Raw genomic sequence first — 20,141 nt, 5'->3', positions numbered from 1 at the left:
CCGTTGCAGTACTAAGCGCTTGCTCAGTCTATGTCGGTCGAAGTTATTCATCGGTCACCCGGTCTGTCCAGAGTCCGAGTCTGTGATCCAGCGCCCTTCGGCGGAGTCGTGCACGTACGCCGGCCTCCCCCTGGTCCCGCTCGTGCGGAACGGTTTCCCGCCGTCCGTGATCCGCACCGTCCCCGTACGGCCCCCGGCGCTCCACTCCAGCTCCAGGTACCAGCGGCAGTCGCAGCCCGCCGCCCGCGCGGAGACCAGCAGCTCCTCGGGGTCGGAGGAGGTGACCTTGTACGGGAAGGAGACGGCCGGGATCTTCCGGACCTCGGCGCCGGAGGCGTCAAGGCCGTCGACGGGCCTCGCGAGCGGGCGCGGCCGGTCGAGGTCCACGGCGAAGTGGCGCGGGGTGACGGCGCCGCCACAGCCGTTGTCCATCCGGTACGCGTTCCACGGCAGCGGCGCGGCGCGGTCGACCAGGCGCACGTGCAGGGCATGGAGGACGACGGCGTCGGACGGCGACCGGCCCTGGACCGTGATCCGCACCAGCGCCTCCCCGCCGTGCACGGCACCGTGCGTCCCGGCCCACGCCTCGGAGTCGGCCGCGACCGGCGGCGGGGCGACCGCGCGGGGGGCCCGGTCCACGAGGTAGGTGTGCCCGCAGCCGCCCTCCCAGAGCTGGGAACCGATGCTCCAGGTGAAGGGGAGGGGGGCCGCGGCCCGCCCCGGAGCGGTGGAAGCGGGAGCGGGGGCGGAAGCCGTACGGGTGGGGTGGCCGAGCAGGGCGGCGGCGAGGGCGAGCACGACGAGGGCGACGGCGGCGGCGACGAGGAGGGGAGCGGGGGCGCCACGACGGGGGCGGGCGCGGGGCGCCTCCGGCGCGGACGGATCCGCGGCGGACGGGTCCGGCGCGGTCGGGTCCGGGGCGGGGCCGGGGCCCGGTTCCGGCGCGGACGGTTCCGGGTTCGATTCCGGCGCGGCCGACATGGCCGGCACAGGCGTGGGCGCGGGCGGGGCCGCTCGGCGGCGGGCGCGGTCCGCCTCCGTCCAGGCCGCCTCCAGGGCCCGCTGTTCCTCCTCGTCCGCCCCGCACAGCAGGGCGAGGCGGTCGACCACGGCGAACTCCTCCGGGACGGTCGCGCCCGAGCAGTAGCGGTGGAGGGTGGACGCGCTGACGCTCAGCCGCCGGCCCAGCGCCTCGTAACTCCTCCCGTCCTGCGCCTTCAACGCGCGCACGAGCCCCGCGAACTCCTCGACAGCGGCGTCCTTCGGCATTCCATCCCCCTCGACCCTGCGTCCCATCCTTCACGTCCTTGCACGTCAGCGGGGGTGAAATGGTTCCGGGACGGCTGGTGGGCGCGTGATCGTTGCAGCCGGCGGGCGCCGGCCCCACGCTGGTTGAGCACTGGCCGAACGAACGACCCGACGGGGGATCCACCACCATGAACAAGCTCCGCACCGCACTCGCCACCGCAGCCGCTGCCGCACTGGGCCTCGCGGCCCTCGCCACAGCCCCGGCGCAGGCCGCTGCCCAGCCCGCCTTCCTCGCCGCCTCCCAGATGCCGCCGTCGTCGACGCCGTGGACCGCCACCCAGGTCTTCACCGGCGTCCCGGAGAACGGCGGCGTCCTCTGCGCCCCGTACAAGATCCCGGCGCAGAACACCCGCTACCGCGAGTTCAGCACCGAACTCGACACCAACGGCGTCCAGGTCACCACCATCGCCCGTACCGAGGCCGACGCCGTGAAGCTGGTCGACACCCTCCGCGGGGCCCTCGCCGGCTGCGGCCCCCTGCTGGAGCAGCAGAACCCGGGCCTGCAGGCCGTCAGCGCCTCCCACGGCAAGCTCGCCGTCGAGGAGGGCGCCTGGGTCTACAGCCTGGACACCGCCGACCCGCAGATCGGCATCTCCGACATCCACCTGTTCTCCGTCGGCCGCGACGGCCGCACCGTCACCCTCGTCCGCTGGGGCCAGATGGGCGACCTCGAGGACACCCCGCTGACCGCCTTCCGCACCACGACGAAGACCGCCGTCAACAAGCTCCACTGACCCGGGAGCTGACCACAGCTCGACAGCGGCGCGGCCGGAACCCGGGCGCGCCGCTGTCGTGCCCACCTGCTCCGCCGGCGGCGACCACTTCCTGGCCTTCACCAGCATCGCCTGCACCCTCATCTGCTACCGCAGACTCGCCAAATGAGATGGTCTCTCACGCGGAGGGCCGCCGCGGTGGAGTCGGCTACGGCTTCGGTCTCGGTCTCGGTGTCGGAAATGACGACGGTGCCGAAGCCGAGGCCCACGACGCCGGCGCAGTGGACGAGAAGGACACCGAGGCGAACGAGCGGCAGCGGCTGGAAAGGCAGGCGGCATCCCGCCTCCACCAAGTCGTCCGCGAGCTCCAGGCACTCCTCGCGACCTGGACCGGCGCCTGCCCCGCCTGCCACCGCGACACACCCGCACCAGACCCGGCCTGACCAAGCACTGCCAGGGGCGCAGGAAGCTCCGTCGGGGCAGAGTGACCACACGGGTCCCCTGCTCCGACGGAGTCCGGTCGGCCGGGCGGCGGGTTACCGGCGCCCGGCAGAGGCCGGGGCCTTGTGCGGCGCTCCCCGGCTCAGCCGAAGTTCACGTCGCTGCACCACATGTAGGCCTGGTCGAGGTGCGAGGCCTGCCAGATCACGAACAGGACGTGGTGTCCGGTGTAGCCGGAGGTCTGGACGGGGAACGTGATGTCCTGCGCCGGGGCGAAGCGGCCGGTCTGCGTGATGAAGTCGAGGTTGCCCCAGCCCAGGGTCTGGGTCTTGGGGTTGAAGCCCTGCTTGCTCACGTAGACCTTGAAGTAGTCGGCACCGTGGGACGCCTGGTCGTACAGGTGGACCGAGAAGTTGTTGCCGACGGTGGTGGTCTTCCACTGCCCGGGTTTGTTCAGGCTGTTGTTCCTCGAGAGGTTGTTGCTGCAGAGCGTTCCGTCGGGGGTCCGCGCCTGGAACTGGCCGCCGAGGCCGTCGCGGAGCGCGCTCATCCAGTTCCACATGGTGTCGGGGTTGGCCTGGAAGGCCTGCCAGCACATGGGGTCTTCGGTCTGCATGGCCGGGTTCGTGTGGTTGCTGCCCCACGTCTTCCAGCACTGGTACGCGCGGGAGGCGGGGCCGACGACGGTGCCGTGGGCCTGGGCGGGGGCCGACCATGCCAGTGCGCCGACAACCACGGCGAACAGCATGACGAGCGCCTGGAGAGGCCGGCGGAGGGGCGACCGCGAACGCCCGGTTAACGGGTTCTGTTTACGCATGTGGGGGGAACTCCTTCCAGTTGCAAGGCTGTCATGGGAGCGCTCCCAACGGTACGTCTCCTGAGTGAAATGTCAATGAAACAAACGGAGTTGGCTACAGAGTGGGTGGTGAACAGGGAATACTCCGTGACGCCGGGGGGACGTACGCAGCATGGCAGCGGGCCCTGGTTCCGGCGTGAGGGCTGTCCGGCTCCACAACACGCGAGATCCCAGGTGCCGATGGTGCGCTTCCGTACACCCGGGTCGGCCTCGCCGGGCAAGTTGCCTGGCAGGAGCTGTGACCATATGGCGCATCGGGCGGGGAACGCGGCCGATGGCACACAACGGGAACGTGTGTACTCCTCGGATCCGAACCGGCGGCACCGGAGCATGGATGCTGCAGCGAGGGAAGCCACCGGCAACGCGGATCAGCCCCGGCGCGCTCCGACTTCCCTGAGCCGCCGCCGCGGCCCCGAGACGCTCGCGGGCCAGGTGCTGGAACACTTCCCGGCGGACCGTCAGCCAGGCCACGGAAAAGAGGCCCGGCTGACCACGCCCGGGTCCGTTCCACGTCTGCTGACACGGCTGTTCCGGACAGAGCTGCCCCGCGGTGAACGGGCGGCACGGGCTGCGGCCCGGCCGTCGCCAGTTCCCCACCGATGACGCTTCCCCCCGCCGCACCCTCCGCCCCCACCACGTGGTGGCCACCAGCTCGACGATCCGCCGGTAGTCCACCGCGAGCACCTCCACGGTCGCCGCCCCGTGCCGGTGCGGCACGACAATCCCCGGGCCAGGGGCTTCCTCGACCACCGCCGACGCCACCCCGCGCACCCGTAACGGGCACTCCCGCCACGTCCGTAGCGGGGCCAGGGCTTCGACGAGCTCCTCCCGGTCGATCACCCGACGCTCCGGCACCGCTTCCGTCTCGGCGGGTCCGACCGCGATCCGTTCCGCCTGCGGGCGAAGCTCCTCCGCCCGCACCCGGGCGGCCGCCTTCCGCTCCCCCGGCGATCCCAGCCGTCGACTTTGTCGGCCAACTCCCTTTTAATGAGCCAGAATTGAGCTAACGAACTCTGCCGCGGTGACACCGGGGACATGTCTGGCCAAAGAAGCCCGGCCATCACGGCCGGGGGGACACCGGCTCACCATGACACCGCGTCGATTCGCGGTCTTGCGGATCCGGACCGGCAGGGGAGACTGCCTTCACGACCAGGTCCGCCCGGCCCCCGGCAGCACCACGCCAAGCAGGCCGGTCCACCGTCACTCCACCGAGATGAGGTCTCATGAAGCGAAACCGAGCCGGCGTCAGCGCGGTCGCCGTGACCCTGTTCACCGCCGGCCTCGCCGTCGGCCCGGCAGCCGCCGCCACCGAGGCGAAGGCCCGCGTCGGAGCCGACTGGGCAACTCAGTCGATCGTCTTCACCGCCGCTGCAGGGCAGGCCAACAACCTCAGCATATTCTCCATGTACACCAGTGACGGGATCCGGCGGATCGGCTTCAGCGACGTGGTCCCGCTCGAACCGGGCGACCACTGTGCGTACTCCAGAGCCGAGGACACCACCTCCGTCGTCTGCGAACTGCCCGCCGACAGCCTCCGGCCCGACAGGATCGACGTCTTCCTCGGCGACGGCAACGACACGGTCGCCGCCTTCACCCCCGGGGTCGGCACCGTCAGCGGCGGCGCAGGCGACGACGAACTGCACGCCCACACCGCACGCACGGTGCTGGGCGGCGCGGGGAACGACATGGTCATGGGACCCGCCGCCCTGCACGGCGGCGACGGCATGGACCACCTGATGGGTGACAGCAGCAACCAGCAGATGTGGGGCGGCCGGGGCGACGACATGATCGAGGGCTACGGTGGTGACGACACCGTGCACGCCGGCCCCGGCGACGACCACGCCATGGGCGGGGACGGCCGCGACATCGTCCTCGGCGGCCCCGGCGACGACACACTGGACGGCGAAGGCGGCGACGACCTCGTCTGCGGTGGCACCGGAAAGGACGCCCTCGAAGGCGGGCCCGGCCGCAACATCGTCCTCCCGTAAGTGCGGCCTCCATGTCCGAAGGTCCTGGCCCGCGGCGCGAACAGCGTCGTGGGCACCGAGCCACCGCCGTGGGCGACCCGCCACCCGAGCCGCGTCAACCGCGAACGCCGCAGACGACAGGCCCACAGGCCGCGCAGGTCATACCGCCGACAGCGATGTCCGTCATCGCCGCCGCGGGCGTCGCCTCAGCTGCCATCAGTGACCGCTCCCGTGCTCCATGGGTATGTCCCCGTCGTCGGCGGGCCTGTCACCGGTGGCTCCCGGGCCGTGCATGCCGGGTGCGACGGGTCCCACCGCGTCCCCCACCGCGTGGGCGCCCGCGAGCAGGAGCCCGAGCAGGAACAGGAATGCCCGCAGCGCTGGTGGTGGGACGGCCCGGGCGGCCTTCGCTTCGGTCCCGGGGCCCGTCGTCTGCTCCACAGGGCGCTCCTCGAGGTTCTGGATGCGAGCCGTGGTGCAACGGCTCGTGACGGTCCAGGAGTCGAAGGCACCCCGGCCGGAGTCCCCCGGCACACGGGTGAACAGCTCACAGCACCCGTCCGGTGGAGCGGGAAGCGGTGTGCGGGTGGCGGACGACCGCTGTGCCGGCCGGAGAACCAGGGTCGTCCGGCCCGGGGACCGGAGAACGCCCTCCCCCGCCGTCCGTACACGGAGGGACCCGGCACAAAAAGCAGAGTATGAACCAGACCCGCTGTCACGTCACGGGAACGGCCTGCGGCCCCTGCGTGGCCGGCGGGACGGAGGAGTTCGCCTAGGCCCTGGCGCCGACGAGGGGGAGGCCGGCCTCCCCGGCGGTACGGTTCTGACCCGTGGTCAGGATCCCGACGACTCCAGGATCCGCGAGACCTTCACCGGGGCCGGATACACCGCCGTGGACACGGCCGCCGTCTGACCGGGCGGTCATCGGTCACGGAGCGTCGGCCGCTTCTGCGGCCGGGCTCGTCGGTGTGCGCGGGCCCGGTCAGCCCCACTCCCCGGACCCGCGTGGCCGTCACGCGGTGACGGCTGCGTCGAGACGCCCGGCTCTGGCCTCCTCGACCAGGGACCCGAACTGGTCAGCGCTCATCTCCACGCGCTGCCCGAAGTCGTCGGTGATCACGATCCGGCGTTCGGGCGGAGCGCTTTCGTCCACGAACAACTGCGGGCACCCGCAGTCGCAGTTGCCGCAGAAGGTGGCGAGGGGTTCGGGGGATCCGGTCATCGCACTCTCTCCTCCACACTCGTCGGCCCCCGGGCGGAAGCCGGAGAGCCGCATACCGGGGTGATGCCCACGGTTCCCGGGCCGCAAGCTCGGCCGTCCTCCGGTGCGGGAGCACAGTGGCCCGCCCGCGTGCACCCGGTGCTCCCGGAACTTCCGAGGTGACGGGAACCAGAAGGTACCGCTGCACGACCTTTCCCGTGACGACGGCGTGGACGGCCGGGCCGTCGAAGCACGGACAGAGTCCGGAACACGCCGCACGGGACCCGTCCTGGAGGTGCTGCGGGGAGAATGCCAGGATCGGGCCCCATGCCGGTGGGATGGCGGTGTCGCGCCGCACGGTCCGTGCTCTTCGCGGTCGTGTGCGTGGCCCTCGCCGCCTGCGGCCACGTCCTCATGTCGGACGATCCACTCCCCGGGTGGTCCCTGGGCCTGTGCGTAGGAGGAGTCGGCACCCTCGCCTGGCTCGTCGCCGGACGGGAGCGAGGCCAGGCCGCCGTCGTCGCTCTCACCGTCGCGGTGCAGGCAGCACTCCACGGGGCGTTCACGCTCGTCCAGACTGCGCCGCAGGCCGACACGGGGGCCGGGGACGGTTCCGCTCTCGCCACGAGGTGGGCGGACGCCCTGCTCTGCGGCCCGTACGGCGACGCGGCCGCAGCGGCGCGCGCCTGCGACGTCGCGGCGCAGGCCGGTCTCACCGACAGCATGGCGCTGCCCGGACTCGAAGGCGGTTCCTCCGCCATAGCGGCTCTCGGGCACACCGCCCACGGGGCCGGCACCCACGCGGCCTCGCCCGTGCACGGCATGGGAGCGATGACCGGCACCGCCACCTGGGGGATGCTCGCGGCGCACGTGGTGGCGGCGCTGCTGTGCGGCCTGTGGCTGGCCCGCGGCGAGTGCGCCGCCTTCCAGATCCTGCGAGCCCTGGCGGACCGCTTCCACCGTCCCCTCGCACTTTTCAGAGGGCTCCGGCCCCTCCCGTCCGCGCCCCCCGCGTCTGCTGCCGACCGCTCCGTCACGCTTCCGTGCCCGCGCCTGCTCGTCCACGCGCTCGTCACCCGGGGCCCTCCGGGGGAGATCGCTGTCCACTGACAGCCGGATCACGTCGGCCGCACCACCGCCGACGTGCGTCCGTGCACGTGACGCACGGGCGCGATCTCCCACCTTTCCGGACCGGGGCATGCCCGTGGGCCGCGCCCCGTCCGGACACCCGGAAGGAACCGCATTTTCCATGCTTCCTGCCCCAAGACAACCCGCGGTGACGGAGGACGAAGTCACCGCCTGGGCTCTCGGCGCCGCGGCCGGCGACGCCGATGCCTTCGAGCACGTCTTCCACGCCCTCCACAACGACGTACGCCGATACGTCACCGCCTTGGCCGACGACTTCCAGACGGCCGACGACCTGGTGCAGGAGACCTTCCTGCGCGCTGTCAGCACCGTCCATCTCTTTCAAGGCCGGGGCTCGGCCCGTGCCTGGATACTGACCATCGCCCGCCGAACTGTCGTCGACAGTCTGCGGCGCGCCGCTTCCCGGCCCCGCCTGGCCGACACGTCCGACTGGCAGTACGTCGCGGAGTGCGGCCAACCGCGTGACCTGCCCGGCTTCGACGAGGGCATCGCCCTGATGGCCCTCGTCGACTCGTTACCGGACGCCCGCCGCGAGGCGTTCGTACTGACCCAGGTCCTGGACATGCCGTACGACGACGCGGCCCGTGCCGTCTCGTGCCCGGTGGGCACCATCAGATCCCGGGTCGCACGAGCGCGTACGGCCCTCTGCGCCATGCTCGACGACAGGGCGGAGCCCGCTCCGGTCTGCTGATCGAGCCTGCTCCCATCGCGTCCACGACCGCTCGGGGTGCCGGCCGCGCCCCGAGCGGTCGTCCATCGGTTCGATCCCGCAGCACGTACTGCATGAAGTCGGTATGCGCCCCGCTTCCGGATCATGCCGATCGCCTGCCCTCGTTTCCTCCTGCGGGCTGCCGCGTCGAGGGACTCCCGGTCCGGGCGGTGTACTCGACCTGACCGAGAGGACTGGGATGTCCAGGGGTGCGGAGGGCACTCCCGGGCGCCCTCCTTTCCCTCCGTCACCTCACCTGGCTCCGCTGCACGAGGCCGGGCGCCGCGCCTGGTTCGGTGCGGCGCCGACGGGCGCCTCTCTGCCTGCACGAAGCCGGAATACGGCCGGCCGCACTAGGGGTCCTATGGGACTTTTCCAGGACTTTCGATTACGTCATCGAGCAGGAGCGTGAGATAGCCGGAAGGACGTCTGCCCAGGTCGACACCTCACGGCCACCGATCGCGGCGGGTCACAGACCGGTCTGGTCCCACGCGGCAACTGGCCGGCAGGAACCAACAGCCCCGCGCGGAGCCCCGCCCGCTCCCGGCGCCCCTTCGACGAGCGCCGTTCCGACAGGGCCTGGCCTGCCCGAGCACGCGATTCCCGATCCGCCCGGTCGCACAGTCGGTCATGGCGCCCTGGGTTCAGGCCCGCAGGCTCCTCAGGGCCTCCGTGAGTGAGCTGACGGCTGCGGGATTGCGCGGGCTCTCGACGAGGTCGACGTAGTCGAGGGTGATGATCCGGTCGTTCTTGATGGCGGAGACGTTCGCGAGCGGCTCGTAAGAGGCCAGGAACTTCCGCTTCTGTTCCGCGGTCGTGTCACCGTAGTCATTGATCACGATGACCTCGGGGTCGCGGGCCACGACCGTCTCCCATCCCACCGTGGTCCAGCTGTCCTCGAGGTCCTTCATGATGTGGTCGCCACCGGCCTTGGTGATGATGTCGTGGGGGCCGGCGAAGACGCCGGACGTGAACGGCTTGTCCTCGCCGCTGTCGTAGAGGAACACCCGGGGCCGGTCGGCGCCCTTCAGAGCTCTCGCCTGGGCTTCGGCCACCTGCTCACGGAACGAGGTGATGAGGGTTGCGGCCTTGTCCTCGACGTCGAAGACCCTCCCCAGGTTCCGCAGGTCCGTGTACAGCGCGTCGAGAGGCGCCATCACACCGCGGGCCTTGCCCTGCCCGTTGCGGCACGACTCGCTGAGCAGGTACGACTCGATGCCTACACGTTGCAGCGCGGCAGGCGTGAAACCCTCCCCCTCGTTGAAACCGTAGTTCCAGCCCGCGAAGACCAGGTCGGCACGGGCATCCAGTACCAGCTCCTTGTTGATCCGCTCCTTCGAGAGCCACTCTGTCTTCCGGTAGCCGCCCTTCCAGGGCACGTGCGTGAGGTCGCCCTTGTCGTCGGGCATGACGTATCCGGCCATGTGGTCCTCGAGGCCGAGGGCGAACATGATCTCGGTGATGCCGACGTCGTTGGTGACCACGCGCTGCGGGGCCCTGTCGAACGTCTTCTTCTCGCCACAGTTCTCGACCGTGACCGGATAGTGGCTGTCGGACGCTCGGGCACCGTCCCCCTTCCCTTCGTCCGACGAGACGTCCGCGCCGCAGCCGGTGACGGTGAAGACCAGAGCGAGGGCGACGGCGGCAGGGCGCGCGAGGCTGGGCATGTGGTGGTGACTCCTTCGGGGGTGGTCCGGGGAAGGCCCTTACCGGGCGGGGAGGCGGTCGAAGAGCAGCTGGACCGCGCCTGTCTCCGGATGGGGGACGCGGTGCGCCCGGACGCCGAAGACCTCAGCCAGCAGAGCGGGGGTCAGAACATCGTGCGGAGCTCCGGAAGCGACGATCCGCCCCTCGTCGATGACGTGGATGAGGTCGCAGTGGAGCGCGGCGAGATTGAGGTCGTGCAGCGCGGTGAGCACGGTCAGTCCACTGGCCCGTACCAGGAACAGGACCTCCAGCTGCTGGGCTACATCCAGGTGGTTGGTTGGTTCGTCCAGTACCAGGACCTGCGGTTGCTGAGCGAGCGCACGGGCGATCAGGACCCGTTGTCTCTCACCGCCGGAGAGTGTGAGAAAGCCCCGGCCGGCCAGATGGCCGGCGCCGACTCCTTCCAGTGCGGCGGCACATGTGCGCCGGTCCTCGTCGGTCTCCCGGGCCACTGCCCCCTGGTGCGGCAGTCTGCCCATGGTCACGACCTCGGCCACCGTGAAGTCGAACTCCGCTACCGCTTCCTGGGGAAGGGCGGCGAGCCGACGCGCGCTGTCGCGGGTGCTCATGGCCAGCAGGTCGTCGCCGCCGAGACGGACCGCACCGGCCGTGGGGCGCAGGGCTCGGTAGACACATCGCAGCAGGGTGGACTTGCCGCTGCCGTTGGGCCCGACGAGTCCCACGACCTGACCACTGCCCGCCCGCAGCGACACGTCCTGCACCACCCGCGCACCGGAGATCTCCACGGTGAGCATGTCGATGTCGATCTGCATCACACGCCTCCGAAGGTGTAGGTACGGCGGCGCATGAGCAGGATGAAACAGGGCACGCCGATCGCAGCCGTCAGTACACCCAGCGGCAGCTCGGCGGGGGCGAGAACCACTCGCGACAGGATGTCGACCCATATCAGCAGCACGGCACCGGCCAGCGGCGCCACGACCAGCAGCCGTCGGTGGTCCGCCCCGATCAGCATGCGGGCGGCGTGCGGAACCATGAGGCCGACGAAGCCGATCGCTCCGCTGACCGCGACCACCGCCCCGGTGACGGCGGCGGCGGTGAGGAAGAGTTCCTTACGCAGCCGTCCGGGATCCACCCCCAGCGCGGCGGCGGTCTCGTCCCCCATCGCGAGAGCGTTCAGGCGCCGGGCCGACCAGCCGAGGTGAGCGAGGCCCCCCAGGACCGCGCCCGTGGCGATCGGCACGGAGGACCAGCTCGCACCGCCGAGACTGCCGAGCAGCCACATCATCGCGGACCGGGCCGCTTCGCCGTGCTCGGCGGCGAACACCATGAACGTGGTCACAGCGGAGAAGCCGTAGTACAGCGCGGTACCGGTGAGCACGAGCCGGAGCGGTGTCAGCCCCCGTGGGGTCCGGGCGATCGCGTACACCAGCACCATGGCCACGAGCGCGGAAAGGAACGCCGCCGTGGACAGGGCCCAGACACCGAGTGCGCCGAAGGCACCGAAGATGAGCACGGCGTTGGCGCCGACGGCCGCACCGGAGGAGATACCGAGGACGAAAGGGTCCGCGAGTGCGTTGCGGACCATGGCCTGGACAGCGACGCCCACGGCAGCCAGGCCGGCGCCGACGATCGCGGCCAGCACCGCACGCGGGAAGCGGAGCTCCCACACGATGATGTAGGAGGAGACCTCGTCCGGAGCTACAGGCCCACCGGTCAGCCCCGCCCAGAGGTAGTGCAGCGCCTCGCTCCAGGAGAGTCCCGACGCCCCCATGCCCGCGCCGCAGGCGAGGGAAACGGGAAGCGCGACGCACAGGCCGGCCACGAGCAGGAGTAACGAAACGCGCCGGGGTGGTGGGGGCCCGATGCTGGTACCGCAGTGCGGTAGGGCGGGTATGCGGTCGCGGAGCGTGGCCACGAGCGGATCACTTTCGCCTCGGGCCGTGCATCTGCGTGTTCGAAGGAGCGGGCCCGGGTGCTGGGCCCCGTGCACAGCACCTCTCGCAGTCCACGGCGATTGACAGGAGCTTCACCACCGCGGGTGATCGGGCTTACGGAACCCTGTGCAGGACTCCGCCTACCGTTGCGGGTCAGCGCCGGACTTCCACCGGACTTCCCCCACGAGGCGCTTGCAGCTTAGCGTCTGTCGCCGGCTTTCCTCCACGGGGAAGCGACGGTGCAGTGCCGACAGGGTGACCCAGGTGCAGACCGCGGTCTTCGGAACCGCCCCCACCGGCCCGGGCGACGCCGGTGTCTTCCCAGCCCGGCAACAGGCGGTGCCACCGTGAGCCGGCGGGGAGAAGCGGCAGGACCCGGGCGTCAGAACGACGCCCTACGCGGCCGGGCGTGCGGGCAGCGAGGCTTTGACGGACTCCCAGGGCGTTCTCGGTTCGCCGGCCGGCCCGGGACGGCGTTCGGAGTGCGAGGGGACGGGCCCGGCCGGATGGTGCCGGCTGGATGAGTACATGGGACGGCCAGCCGCTCGGCGGGACCGCCCGGCAGCTGGCCCCCGCCCTGCGCGAAGAGGTGCATGACCTGGAGGCCGCAGGCACTTCGGCCATCCGGGTGGACGAATCCGCGCTGCGCGGGACCCTGCCGGACGCCGCATCCCTTCGGTGATACCGCAGCCGGCGGTCAGCTGTCGCCCCCTACGGCACCACGAGTTCGATCGCAGTGACAATCCGGGGCCTCGTTCGTCCCGCGCTCCGGACCGTCACCCGACCGGTGGTCAGACCGGAGGAACTCGCTGGTGAATCAGCGACTAGGGGTGTGCAGTTTGTCGATGCCAATGGTCAGAATGACGCGCTGTTGCGTTCCGCCGTCGAACCCTGGATAGGGACGGCCCAGATACTTGTGGGACAGCTTGTCGAGGTGCTCCCGGGCGCCCTCCGTCCCGGAAGCCGTGACACGGCCCCGGGCCGCCCAGTAACGCGACGGAGTGGACGGGTCCGCCACCGCCACCGCCACGCGGGGATCACGCTCGATGTTGCGCGTCTTCTGATGGGTGCTCACCGTGTTGATGACGATGTTCTCCCCATCCGTGTCCACCCAGGTCTGCGTGATCTGAGGAGAACCGTCCGGCATAAGGGTGGTCAAGAAGCACGGGGCCGGGGACTGCAGCACCTCGAGCAGGTCATTCGGCAGGGGCATGGTGGCACCTTCTCCTTCATGGGCGTTCAGGGAACCGCACCGCCGGTCAACGGCTCTTGGCCGGTCGGGGGGATGAATTACTGCAATCCGGCGAGCGCCGCGACCTGCTGCCGTCGGCCCGCTCCACAGGACTGGTTTCACGTGAAAGAGTGGCGGCTCTTCTTCACCGGGCCCGCAAGACGCCAGGCGTGCGGGGCTGCCGGCTGGGGTTGTCCGGACCGGAGTGCGGAGCGGCGGGGGCGGCCGCTCCGCCGAGTGCCTCGCGAAAGGCGAGGGCCGGGCTGATTCATCCGCGGCGCAGTGAGCGGAAGGTGGTGCGGATCTCGTCGGTCAGGACGGCGGGCTGCTCAAGAGCCGCGAAGTGTCCTCCGCGATCGAGCTGACGGTAGTGCAGGACGTGAGAATAACGCTCCTCGATCCAGCGGCGCGATGCCTGCACGGCCTCGCCGGGGAAAATGCTGAACCCGGCCGGCGTGGGGTTCGGCGCGGATGCGCCTCCCGGTTCCCGGCGCGCCTCCCAGTACAGCCGTGCGGAGGAGGGGCCCGCGTTGGGCAGCCAGTACATCATGATGTCGTCCAGGATCTCGTCGCGCGGGACGACCGCCTCGGGGTTGCCGTCGCTGTCGGTGACGTCCTGGAAGAGGGTGTAGATCCAGGCGGCCAGTCCGGCGGGTGAGTCGGCCAGGGAATAGCCGATGGACTGCGGCCGGGTGGCCTGCTCCCGGGAGTAGCCGTCGAGCACGCTCCGGTAGTGCTCCGCCTTGCCCGACATGCGCTGCTCGTCGGGTGTCGCCTCCTTGATCTCCTGGGCGGTGGGAAATACCAGCGGCAGGTTGACGTGCATGCCGAGGAGTCCCTCGGGCGCCTTGCGGCTGATCGCCTCGACGACAGCCGATCCCCAGTCGCCGCCCTGCGCGACCCACTCGCGGTAGCCGAGGCGGTGCATGAGCTCGGTCCAGGCGACAGCGATACGGGAAACACCCCATCCGGTGGCGGTCGGCTTGTCCGAGAAACCGAAGCCGGGCATGGAGGGGATCACGACGTGGAAGGCGTCCTCGGCCCGGCCGCCGTGCGCGACGGGATCGGTCAGCGGCCCGACCATGTGCCGGAACTCCAGGATGGACCCGGGCCAGCCGTGGCACAGCAGGAGGGGCATCGCCGACGGCTCGGGCGAGCGGGCGTGCAAGAAGTGCACGCCGACGCCGTCCAGGACGGTACGGAACGACCCGGTGTCGTTGATGTCCTTCTCGCAGCGGCGCCAGTCGTAGTCGGTGGCCCAGTATGCGCACAGTGCACGGATGCGCTCCAGCTCCGGACCCTGGTCGGGGCCGGTCTCCCGGTCCGGCCAGCGGGTGTCGGCCAGCCGACGGGCGAGCCGGCCGAGTTCCCGCTCGTCGACCGCGATCGGAAAGGCTTCGACTGTTGTGGGTGGTGAGGGCATGTCCGCCTCCTCGTAGTGGTGTGTCCGACACCACCAAACCACTAAGTGGATTAATTATTCAACTTAGTAGGGAAGCCTCCACTTGATAGGGTGGGCCGTATGACCGAACGTCCCTTGCGCCGTGACGCCGAGCGCAACCGGCAGCGCCTGCTGGAGGCTGCACGGGAACTCATGGCCCGCGACGGGCTACGGGTGCCCTACGAGGAGATCGCCCGCACGGCCGGAAGCGGCATGGGCACCCTGTACCGCCGCTTCCCCGACCGCCAGGACCTCGTGGACGCCCTGTTCGCCGAACACGTCGACGCCGTGGTCGTCCTTGCCCAGCAGGCGTGCCGGGCCGACGATCCCTGGGCCGGCCTCACCTGGTTCATGGAGCGGCAGTTCGAACTCGAAGCCGACAACCGCGCCTTGGGCGAACTGCTGCGCGGCGGACAGCAGGGAACCGCCCGCCTGGCGCAGGGCTGCGCCCGTATCGCGGAACTAGCCGCACAGCTCGTCGAACGCGCTGTCCGCGCCGGCCAGTTGCCGCCCGGAACGACCTCCGGGGACCTCGAGACCGTCCACCTCATGGTGGGCGCCGTGATGGACGCCTCACGGCAGCACGACCCCGGCCGGTGGCGGCGCGCCCTGGCTGTGGCACTCGCCGGACTCCGCCACGCCGACCTGCGGCCCGACGGAGAACCCGTGCGCCCCGCCTGACGTCCGTTTCCTTCGGTTGCCCACCGGTCGGAGACGGAACTGAGCGTTTTCCGGCATCCCGGTACTGACGGGCCTGGGGGCAAGCCCTCGATGTGTTTACCCCGGAGCCATCGCCGCAGGCGGGAGCCTCGCTGCTTTACCGGCACGAAGGCGGCGAGGCTTGGATCCGGGCGGGTGGGCCTCGTACCCCGTGCGGAAACGGGACAGCATCGGCTTCAGGGCCTGGCTGCCGACGGCCGGCGTGCGGCCTTCTGGATCCGTGTGATCCTGCGGGTCATCGCCGTGCCGCTGGTCGCCCGGTTCATGCCGGAGTCCCTGATCTGCCTGGTTGCCGAGGGCCGCACCGCCGAGGCGCACGAGCTCGCCGGCCGCTACGCCGGCTTCCGGCCACCGGACACCGGGCAGAGAGAACGGCGAGAGGCTCAGGTCCCAGGATGCCCCTGGTCGTTGTAGCCGCCCTCGTCCGAGTCGCACGCGGACGCTCCCGCCCTTCCCTCAGGAGAACGCACATGCGTCTTCGCCGTATCGTCGCCGTCACCGTTCTCGCGGCCGCCATGGCCGGTTCCACCGCGGCGGCCTCGTCGGCCGATCCCAAGCCCGGTCCGGACGAGAACTACCTCACCGACACCAAGTACGACGCCATCGCCTTCGGGATGAGCAGGCAGCAGGTCGAGGCCGTCATCGGCACGCAGCCGCACTGTTCAGGAACCGGGGCCGGTCCCCTGGTGTGCTGGGCGAAGAACCAGTTCGTCGATCAGACGGCATCGTTCACCTTCAACACCGCCGGCCAGTTGTCCAGGAAGGAGAAGGACTATTCCTTCGCCTACGCCTGGTACACGTACGATCTGCCCCGGACCATGACCAAGGCCCAGTACGAGCAGCGGTTCGCGGTGGGCGACACGCTGGCGGAGGTCAACGCCGTCGTCGCCGGCACGGCATGCACCGACAGGTGGACCGAGTACCCCGGCTACCCGTCGTCCAGCGGATGGAAGACCATGATCCAGTGCATCGGCACCGCCGACGAGTCCTACCCGGAGATCGAGTTCTTCTTCACCGACGGCGTGCTGACGGACAAGACCTACTCGTCCCGCGACGACGCCCGCTGACCCGGCCGGCCCCTCGGACGGCGAAGCCCGGGGCCGCCGCGCCGGCCACCGGAGCCGGATGCACCGGCGGGAACGGGATGCGGACGCAGGAAACGGGGTGGGCTTGTCGCGGCGCCCGTCCCCGCGGAGGCCACGTGCACGACGGGGTCGTCCGACACCCGGTGGCCTCCGCACAGCCTCCTCCGAAGGAATGACAGCGCGGCGAGGCCGTTTCCGGTGCGGGTGAACGGTTAATCGCCCTACATGGACGATATGCCTGAACTCGACAGCCGGGGCCATGCCCCCGGTGAGGCGCTCCGTGCGGTGAAGCGCCTGCTGCCATCATCTCCGGGCCCCGGCCGGGTCCTTCGCGGTATGGACCGCCTCGAGCGCGCCACCGAACTCGACCCGACCGTCGAACTGCTCCGTGCCCGGGTCCGGGCACTGCCTCTGGGTCCGTTGCGGGATGCGCTGCACGGACGCTGGCTGGGCCACCCCGTCCATCCGCTGCTGGTGCAGCTGCCGATGGGCACGTGGCTCTCCGCAGCGGTGCTCGACTGTCTTCCCGGACAGCGAAAGGCGGCGTGTGCGCTGATCGGCGTGGGAATCGGTGCCGCGGCACCCGCGGCCCTGGCAGGGTGGGTCGACTGGGCCGAGCAGCAGCCGCGGCAGCAGCGCGTAGGACTCGTGCACGCGGCAGCAAACGTCACGGCGGTCGTCCTGTACGGCGGGTCGTTCGTCGCTCGTACACGCGGGCGCTCCGGCCTGGGCAAGGCCCTCGGGTTCGCAGGGCTGTCGGTGGCCGGGCTCGGCGGTGCGATCGGCGGCCACCTCGCCTACCGGCAGGCGTCGGGGGCCAATCACGCGGAAGCGGTACCGAACCTCGTACGACCCGGGTGGCACGGCATCGGTTCCGTCACCGACTTCGAGGCGGACCGGCCGATCCGGCGTCACGTCGACGGGGTGCCCGTTCTGGTCGTACGCGGGACCGGCGACGACGTGCGCGTCCTGGCCGATTCGTGCAGCCATATGGGGGGTCCGTTGTCCGAGGGCACCGTCAGCGACGGCTGCGTACGCTGCCCCTGGCACGGCAGTGTCTTCCGGCTGGCCGACGGCTGGAACGTGCGCGGGCCCGCGACGGCGCCCCAGCCGGCCTTCGAGACGCGGATCGTCGGTGACCGCGTCGAGGCCCGGCTCCGCGATGTGGAGCCCGACGGTGACGCGGAGGCACCGGCCACGATGTCCTGACACCGCCCCGCCACGCCCTTCGGCTCCAGGAGAACGGCGGGCCGGGACCGGGCCCGGCCCGCAGGAGGACCACGGCCACGTCACCGTCGGTGCCGGCCCGGTCCGCCCACGTCCCCGCTTCCGGGCGGGCCAGTCCCAGCCCTCCTGGAGCCGCCTTCTCCTCGGCTCTCCCCCGGCGGCTGTCCCCCCGGGCCACGGGTTCACGCCTGGATCAGGCCGACGACCTCCTGCGGGGTGAGACCGGTGAGCTGGGCGATGCGCGGGGCCGGGATGCCGGCGGTCAGCGCGCGGTGCACGAGGGCTTCCCGGTCCTGGGTCATCTCCCGGAAACCCAGCAGTTCGGCCTCCAGGTCAGCGACTGCCTTCGGAGCGCACTCCCGGTGCACACGCAGCGCCTCCTCCTCGCTCAGCGGAACGGGCAGGCTCTCGGCGTCCTCGGGGATCAGCGCTTCGGCGTCGGCAGGAAGAATCCTGACCTGCTCCGACGAAGCGGAAACACCGTGAGCCTGCAGCCACCCGTGCACGGCAGGTGTCTCCGTACATGCCAGGGCACCTACTGCGGCAAGGGCGGCCCCCACCCGGGGACGACTGCCGGGCAGGAGGAACAGGCGAGCGTCATGGTCCATCGCGCAGAACTACCTTCTCGATCCGAGCATCAACGTCGCCCTGATGTTAACCGTCGCACGCGGCAACAGAGCCCCGTGACATGTGCCGGCGGAAGGTGAGCGGGAGAGAACCGTTCCCGGCGGCCCGTGAGCGGTGCCCATCGTGCGTCCCGCGGCTCCGTCGCTCCGCGGCGGCCGGCGGCTCCGTCGCTCCGCGGCGGCCGGCGGCTCGGGGGCCCACCCGGGCGACACATGGCCGTGGCCCCGGGGTCGCGCCGGTCGCTGAGGATGCCACGGCCTACTCTCCGGAGGCACGGAGCACCTGTGAGCGACGCGGCGGTCACTTCGTCTCCACGCCGCGGGCCCCGCCCCGGCTGCCCTGCGGAATCCGCTGGAGGAGCGGCCTCCGATCGCCCCTCCGGCGGGCGGGGAAGGCCCATCGGCCCGTCGGGTACCGACCCGGTCGGCGCGCCTGCGCCTCCGGGCCCCGAGCGCCGGCTTGAGAACGCCGGGACGTGGAACGAGGTCAGCATGGATCGCGCAGCACAAGACGACACAGAACTCGTGGAAACGCCGCTCAAGCGCACGCTCACCACGCCACTCCTCTACTTCTTCATCCTCGGTGACGTGCTGGGGGCCGGGGTCTACGTCCTCGTGGGGCAGGTCGCCGCGGAGTCCGGCGGCGCTGTCTGGGTCCCCCTCGTGGTGGCCCTGGGCCTGGCTCTGCTGACGGCCTCCTCCTACGCGGAACTCGCCACGAAGTACCCGCGGGCAGGCGGCGCCTCGCACTACGCCACTTTGGCCTACGGTCCTTTCGCCGGTTTCTTCGCGGGTTTCTGCATGCTCGCCGCCGGTGTCGTGTCCGTGGCCGCCCTGGCCCGTGGTTTCGGCGGCGACTATCTCAGTGTCTTCGTCTCGCTGCCCGTCGCGCTGGTCGCCGTCCTGTTCCTCGGCGCGCTGGCCCTGCTCAACGCCCGGGGCATCAGCGAATCGACGCGGGCCAACGTGGTCGCGACTGTCATCGAGGTCGGAGGCCTCGTACTGGTGATCGGCCTCGGTGCATGGGTGGTGCTGCGCGGCGACGGAGATGTGGGCCGGCTGACCCGGCTCGGTACGGCCGGGCACTCACCGGCGACCGCCGTGCTGAGCGGTTCCGTCCTGGCCTTCTACTCGTTCGTCGGCTTCGAGACGTCCGTCAATGTCGCGGAGGAGACCCGCAACCCGCGACGGTCGTACCCCCGTGCGCTGTTCGGCGCACTGGCCACCGCCGGCGTCGTCTACGCGCTGGTCGGCGCCGCGGCGAGTTCAGCGGTGCGGACGAGCACACTGGTGCAGTCCAGCGGACCGCTGCTGGCGGTCGTCGAGGTCGCCGGCGGGGTGCCGACGTGGCTCTTCAGCGTGATCGCTCTGATCGCCGTCGCCAACGGCGCGCTGCTGACCGGCATCATGTCCTCCCGGCTGGCGTACGGCATGGCCCGCGACGGGCTTCTGCCGCAGTTCCTGACGAGGGTGCTCCCCGGCCGGCGTACTCCCTGGGCCGCCATCGCCACGACCACCCTGCTCTCGCTGCTGCTCGCGGTGACGGGAGATGTGGCTGCGCTCGCCTCGACGCTCGTGCTGCTGCTCCTCGTCGTCTTCTTCCTGGTGAACACAGCCGTGCTACGACTGCGCCGCGACACCGTGCCTCATGACCATTTCAGGACCCCCAAGGCCGTCGCCCTTCTCGCCTCCGCGTCGTGCGTACTGCTGGCCACGCAGATCGAGGGCGAGGTCTGGGCCCGAGGCCTGGTCGTGCTGGCTGTCGGCGTACTGCTGGCCTGGGTCGCGTCCCGCCGTCGGCGGAAGATGACGGAAGGCACGGATCCATCGGCGTAAGGGGGCACGGCACACACTCCCTGTGGACCGTG

General features: G+C 70.9%; 21 protein-coding genes and 1 riboswitch. Of the genes, 11 read left to right on the top strand and 10 right to left on the bottom strand.

Translation table 11 applies throughout. The features are described 5' to 3' along the window. Window positions 1-54: 54 nt before the first annotated feature. Entirely contained in the window at window positions 55-1,269 is a 1,215-nt protein-coding gene (locus ACF1FZ_RS27080; RefSeq protein ID WP_391776030.1) for a helix-turn-helix domain-containing protein, read from the bottom strand. Window positions 1,270-1,436: 167 nt separating this feature from the next. Here ACF1FZ_RS27080 and ACF1FZ_RS27075 point away from each other — a divergent pair, with 167 nt between their 5' ends. Together ACF1FZ_RS27075 and ACF1FZ_RS27070 are read left to right on the top strand one after the other, a co-directional pair. After that, window positions 1,437-2,042 carry a hypothetical protein gene (locus ACF1FZ_RS27075; RefSeq protein ID WP_391776001.1) on the top strand — a complete coding sequence of 202 codons (606 nt, stop codon included), beginning with the start codon at window positions 1,437-1,439 and terminating at the stop codon, window positions 2,040-2,042. Between the two features lie 149 nt (window positions 2,043-2,191). Beyond that, window positions 2,192-2,464, top strand: a complete 273-nt coding sequence (locus ACF1FZ_RS27070; RefSeq protein ID WP_391776000.1) for a hypothetical protein — start codon at window positions 2,192-2,194, stop codon at window positions 2,462-2,464. Window positions 2,465-2,604: 140 nt separating this feature from the next. Here ACF1FZ_RS27070 and ACF1FZ_RS27065 read toward each other — a convergent pair whose 3' ends face one another. After that, window positions 2,605-3,210 carry a lytic polysaccharide monooxygenase gene (locus ACF1FZ_RS27065; RefSeq protein WP_391775999.1) on the bottom strand — a complete coding sequence of 202 codons (606 nt, stop codon included), beginning with the start codon at window positions 3,208-3,210 and terminating at the stop codon, window positions 2,605-2,607. A gap of 1,331 nt (window positions 3,211-4,541) precedes the next feature. Between ACF1FZ_RS27065 and ACF1FZ_RS27060 the strand changes: the two genes are divergently transcribed. Next, complete coding sequence (locus ACF1FZ_RS27060) at window positions 4,542-5,306, top strand: calcium-binding protein (RefSeq protein ID WP_391775998.1); 765 nt, start codon at window positions 4,542-4,544, stop codon at window positions 5,304-5,306. 195 nt (window positions 5,307-5,501) lie between these two features. Here ACF1FZ_RS27060 and ACF1FZ_RS27055 read toward each other — a convergent pair whose 3' ends face one another. Together ACF1FZ_RS27055 and ACF1FZ_RS27050 are read right to left on the bottom strand one after the other, a co-directional pair. Then, on the bottom strand, window positions 5,502-5,726 hold the full coding sequence (locus ACF1FZ_RS27055; protein WP_391775997.1) for a hypothetical protein: 225 nt from the start codon (window positions 5,724-5,726) through the stop codon (window positions 5,502-5,504). A gap of 571 nt (window positions 5,727-6,297) precedes the next feature. Next, window positions 6,298-6,507: a hypothetical protein gene (locus ACF1FZ_RS27050; protein WP_391775996.1), complete on the bottom strand. Its 210-nt coding sequence runs from the start codon at window positions 6,505-6,507 to the stop codon at window positions 6,298-6,300. Window positions 6,508-6,813: 306 nt separating this feature from the next. Here ACF1FZ_RS27050 and ACF1FZ_RS27045 point away from each other — a divergent pair, with 306 nt between their 5' ends. Both ACF1FZ_RS27045 and ACF1FZ_RS27040 read left to right on the top strand, forming a co-directional pair. Next, a complete protein-coding gene (locus tag ACF1FZ_RS27045) occupies window positions 6,814-7,596 on the top strand; it encodes a hypothetical protein (protein WP_391775995.1) in 783 nt (260 codons plus the stop codon). A 139-nt stretch (window positions 7,597-7,735) separates the two neighbouring features. Next, the gene (locus ACF1FZ_RS27040) at window positions 7,736-8,323 is read left to right on the top strand and encodes a sigma-70 family RNA polymerase sigma factor (RefSeq protein WP_391775994.1); all 588 of its coding nucleotides are present in this window, start codon (window positions 7,736-7,738) and stop codon (window positions 8,321-8,323) included. 662 nt (window positions 8,324-8,985) lie between these two features. Here ACF1FZ_RS27040 and ACF1FZ_RS27035 read toward each other — a convergent pair. From ACF1FZ_RS27035 to ACF1FZ_RS27025, 3 genes are read right to left on the bottom strand one after another with little or no spacing between them, the layout of a single operon-like run. Continuing rightward, window positions 8,986-10,008: an ABC transporter substrate-binding protein gene (locus ACF1FZ_RS27035; RefSeq protein WP_391775993.1), complete on the bottom strand. Its 1,023-nt coding sequence runs from the start codon at window positions 10,006-10,008 to the stop codon at window positions 8,986-8,988. Between the two features lie 39 nt (window positions 10,009-10,047). Next, entirely contained in the window at window positions 10,048-10,821 is a 774-nt protein-coding gene (locus ACF1FZ_RS27030; protein WP_391775992.1) for an ABC transporter ATP-binding protein, read from the bottom strand. Continuing rightward, complete coding sequence (locus tag ACF1FZ_RS27025) at window positions 10,821-11,924, bottom strand: FecCD family ABC transporter permease (RefSeq protein ID WP_391775991.1); 1,104 nt, start codon at window positions 11,922-11,924, stop codon at window positions 10,821-10,823. The genes ACF1FZ_RS27030 and ACF1FZ_RS27025 overlap by 1 nt, the downstream gene beginning before the upstream one ends. A gap of 121 nt (window positions 11,925-12,045) precedes the next feature. Then, a riboswitch (cobalamin riboswitch) is annotated at window positions 12,046-12,125 on the bottom strand. 338 nt (window positions 12,126-12,463) lie between these two features. On the opposite strand from ACF1FZ_RS27025, the gene ACF1FZ_RS27020 reads away from it, so the two are divergent. Continuing rightward, a complete protein-coding gene (locus ACF1FZ_RS27020; RefSeq protein ID WP_391775990.1) occupies window positions 12,464-12,625 on the top strand; it encodes a hypothetical protein in 162 nt (53 codons plus the stop codon). A gap of 135 nt (window positions 12,626-12,760) precedes the next feature. Here ACF1FZ_RS27020 and ACF1FZ_RS27015 read toward each other — a convergent pair whose 3' ends face one another. Together ACF1FZ_RS27015 and ACF1FZ_RS27010 are read right to left on the bottom strand one after the other, a co-directional pair. Then, window positions 12,761-13,156 carry a PPOX class F420-dependent oxidoreductase gene (locus ACF1FZ_RS27015; RefSeq protein WP_391775989.1) on the bottom strand — a complete coding sequence of 132 codons (396 nt, stop codon included), beginning with the start codon at window positions 13,154-13,156 and terminating at the stop codon, window positions 12,761-12,763. Window positions 13,157-13,442: 286 nt separating this feature from the next. Continuing rightward, window positions 13,443-14,597 (bottom strand): epoxide hydrolase family protein, encoded by a 1,155-nt coding sequence (locus ACF1FZ_RS27010; protein ID WP_391775988.1) that lies wholly within the window; start codon window positions 14,595-14,597, stop codon window positions 13,443-13,445. A gap of 99 nt (window positions 14,598-14,696) precedes the next feature. On the opposite strand from ACF1FZ_RS27010, the gene ACF1FZ_RS27005 reads away from it, so the two are divergent. From ACF1FZ_RS27005 to ACF1FZ_RS26990, 4 genes are all read left to right on the top strand, one after another. Further along, window positions 14,697-15,296 carry a TetR/AcrR family transcriptional regulator gene (locus ACF1FZ_RS27005; RefSeq protein WP_391775987.1) on the top strand — a complete coding sequence of 200 codons (600 nt, stop codon included), beginning with the start codon at window positions 14,697-14,699 and terminating at the stop codon, window positions 15,294-15,296. A 174-nt stretch (window positions 15,297-15,470) separates the two neighbouring features. After that, on the top strand, window positions 15,471-15,749 hold the full coding sequence (locus tag ACF1FZ_RS27000; protein WP_391775986.1) for a hypothetical protein: 279 nt from the start codon (window positions 15,471-15,473) through the stop codon (window positions 15,747-15,749). Window positions 15,750-15,805: 56 nt separating this feature from the next. After that, entirely contained in the window at window positions 15,806-16,402 is a 597-nt protein-coding gene (locus ACF1FZ_RS26995) for a BLIP family beta-lactamase inhibitor (RefSeq protein ID WP_391775985.1), read from the top strand. Window positions 16,403-16,756: 354 nt separating this feature from the next. Continuing rightward, complete coding sequence (locus ACF1FZ_RS26990; protein ID WP_391775984.1) at window positions 16,757-17,629, top strand: Rieske 2Fe-2S domain-containing protein; 873 nt, start codon at window positions 16,757-16,759, stop codon at window positions 17,627-17,629. 200 nt (window positions 17,630-17,829) lie between these two features. Here the strand turns inward: ACF1FZ_RS26990 and ACF1FZ_RS26985 are convergent, their stop codons facing one another. Continuing rightward, window positions 17,830-18,255 carry a DUF6003 family protein gene (locus tag ACF1FZ_RS26985; protein WP_391775983.1) on the bottom strand — a complete coding sequence of 142 codons (426 nt, stop codon included), beginning with the start codon at window positions 18,253-18,255 and terminating at the stop codon, window positions 17,830-17,832. 510 nt (window positions 18,256-18,765) lie between these two features. Here ACF1FZ_RS26985 and ACF1FZ_RS26980 point away from each other — a divergent pair. Further along, entirely contained in the window at window positions 18,766-20,109 is a 1,344-nt protein-coding gene (locus ACF1FZ_RS26980) for an APC family permease (RefSeq protein WP_391775982.1), read from the top strand. Window positions 20,110-20,141 lie beyond the last annotated feature (32 nt).

The organism is Streptomyces sp. NPDC014623, from assembly GCF_043088245.1.
GTDB lineage: Bacteria > Actinomycetota > Actinomycetes > Streptomycetales > Streptomycetaceae > Streptomyces.
Note: the sequence above shows the minus strand (reverse complement) of the source record. Positions and strands in the feature narration are given on the sequence as shown.

Excerpts from the sequence above, each read along its gene's own strand:
- ACF1FZ_RS27080 (WP_391776030.1), bottom strand. The coding sequence starts at position 1,269 with ATGCCGAAGGACGCCGCTGTCGAGGAGTTCGCGGGGCTCGTGCGCGCG.
- ACF1FZ_RS27075 (WP_391776001.1), top strand. The coding sequence starts at position 1,437 with ATGAACAAGCTCCGCACCGCACTCGCCACCGCAGCCGCTGCCGCACTG.
- ACF1FZ_RS27070 (WP_391776000.1), top strand. The coding sequence starts at position 2,192 with ATGGTCTCTCACGCGGAGGGCCGCCGCGGTGGAGTCGGCTACGGCTTC.
- ACF1FZ_RS27065 (WP_391775999.1), bottom strand. The coding sequence starts at position 3,210 with ATGCTGTTCGCCGTGGTTGTCGGCGCACTGGCATGGTCGGCCCCCGCC.
- ACF1FZ_RS27060 (WP_391775998.1), top strand. The coding sequence starts at position 4,542 with ATGAAGCGAAACCGAGCCGGCGTCAGCGCGGTCGCCGTGACCCTGTTC.
- ACF1FZ_RS27050 (WP_391775996.1), bottom strand. The coding sequence starts at position 6,507 with ATGACCGGATCCCCCGAACCCCTCGCCACCTTCTGCGGCAACTGCGAC.
- ACF1FZ_RS27045 (WP_391775995.1), top strand. The coding sequence starts at position 6,814 with ATGCCGGTGGGATGGCGGTGTCGCGCCGCACGGTCCGTGCTCTTCGCG.
- ACF1FZ_RS27040 (WP_391775994.1), top strand. The coding sequence starts at position 7,736 with ATGCTTCCTGCCCCAAGACAACCCGCGGTGACGGAGGACGAAGTCACC.
- ACF1FZ_RS27035 (WP_391775993.1), bottom strand. The coding sequence starts at position 10,008 with ATGCCCAGCCTCGCGCGCCCTGCCGCCGTCGCCCTCGCTCTGGTCTTC.
- ACF1FZ_RS27030 (WP_391775992.1), bottom strand. The coding sequence starts at position 10,821 with ATGCAGATCGACATCGACATGCTCACCGTGGAGATCTCCGGTGCGCGG.
- ACF1FZ_RS27020 (WP_391775990.1), top strand. The coding sequence starts at position 12,464 with ATGAGTACATGGGACGGCCAGCCGCTCGGCGGGACCGCCCGGCAGCTG.
- ACF1FZ_RS27015 (WP_391775989.1), bottom strand. The coding sequence starts at position 13,156 with ATGCCCCTGCCGAATGACCTGCTCGAGGTGCTGCAGTCCCCGGCCCCG.
- ACF1FZ_RS27010 (WP_391775988.1), bottom strand. The coding sequence starts at position 14,597 with ATGCCCTCACCACCCACAACAGTCGAAGCCTTTCCGATCGCGGTCGAC.
- ACF1FZ_RS27005 (WP_391775987.1), top strand. The coding sequence starts at position 14,697 with ATGACCGAACGTCCCTTGCGCCGTGACGCCGAGCGCAACCGGCAGCGC.
- ACF1FZ_RS26995 (WP_391775985.1), top strand. The coding sequence starts at position 15,806 with ATGCGTCTTCGCCGTATCGTCGCCGTCACCGTTCTCGCGGCCGCCATG.
- ACF1FZ_RS26990 (WP_391775984.1), top strand. The coding sequence starts at position 16,757 with ATGGACCGCCTCGAGCGCGCCACCGAACTCGACCCGACCGTCGAACTG.
- ACF1FZ_RS26985 (WP_391775983.1), bottom strand. The coding sequence starts at position 18,255 with ATGGACCATGACGCTCGCCTGTTCCTCCTGCCCGGCAGTCGTCCCCGG.
- ACF1FZ_RS26980 (WP_391775982.1), top strand. The coding sequence starts at position 18,766 with ATGGATCGCGCAGCACAAGACGACACAGAACTCGTGGAAACGCCGCTC.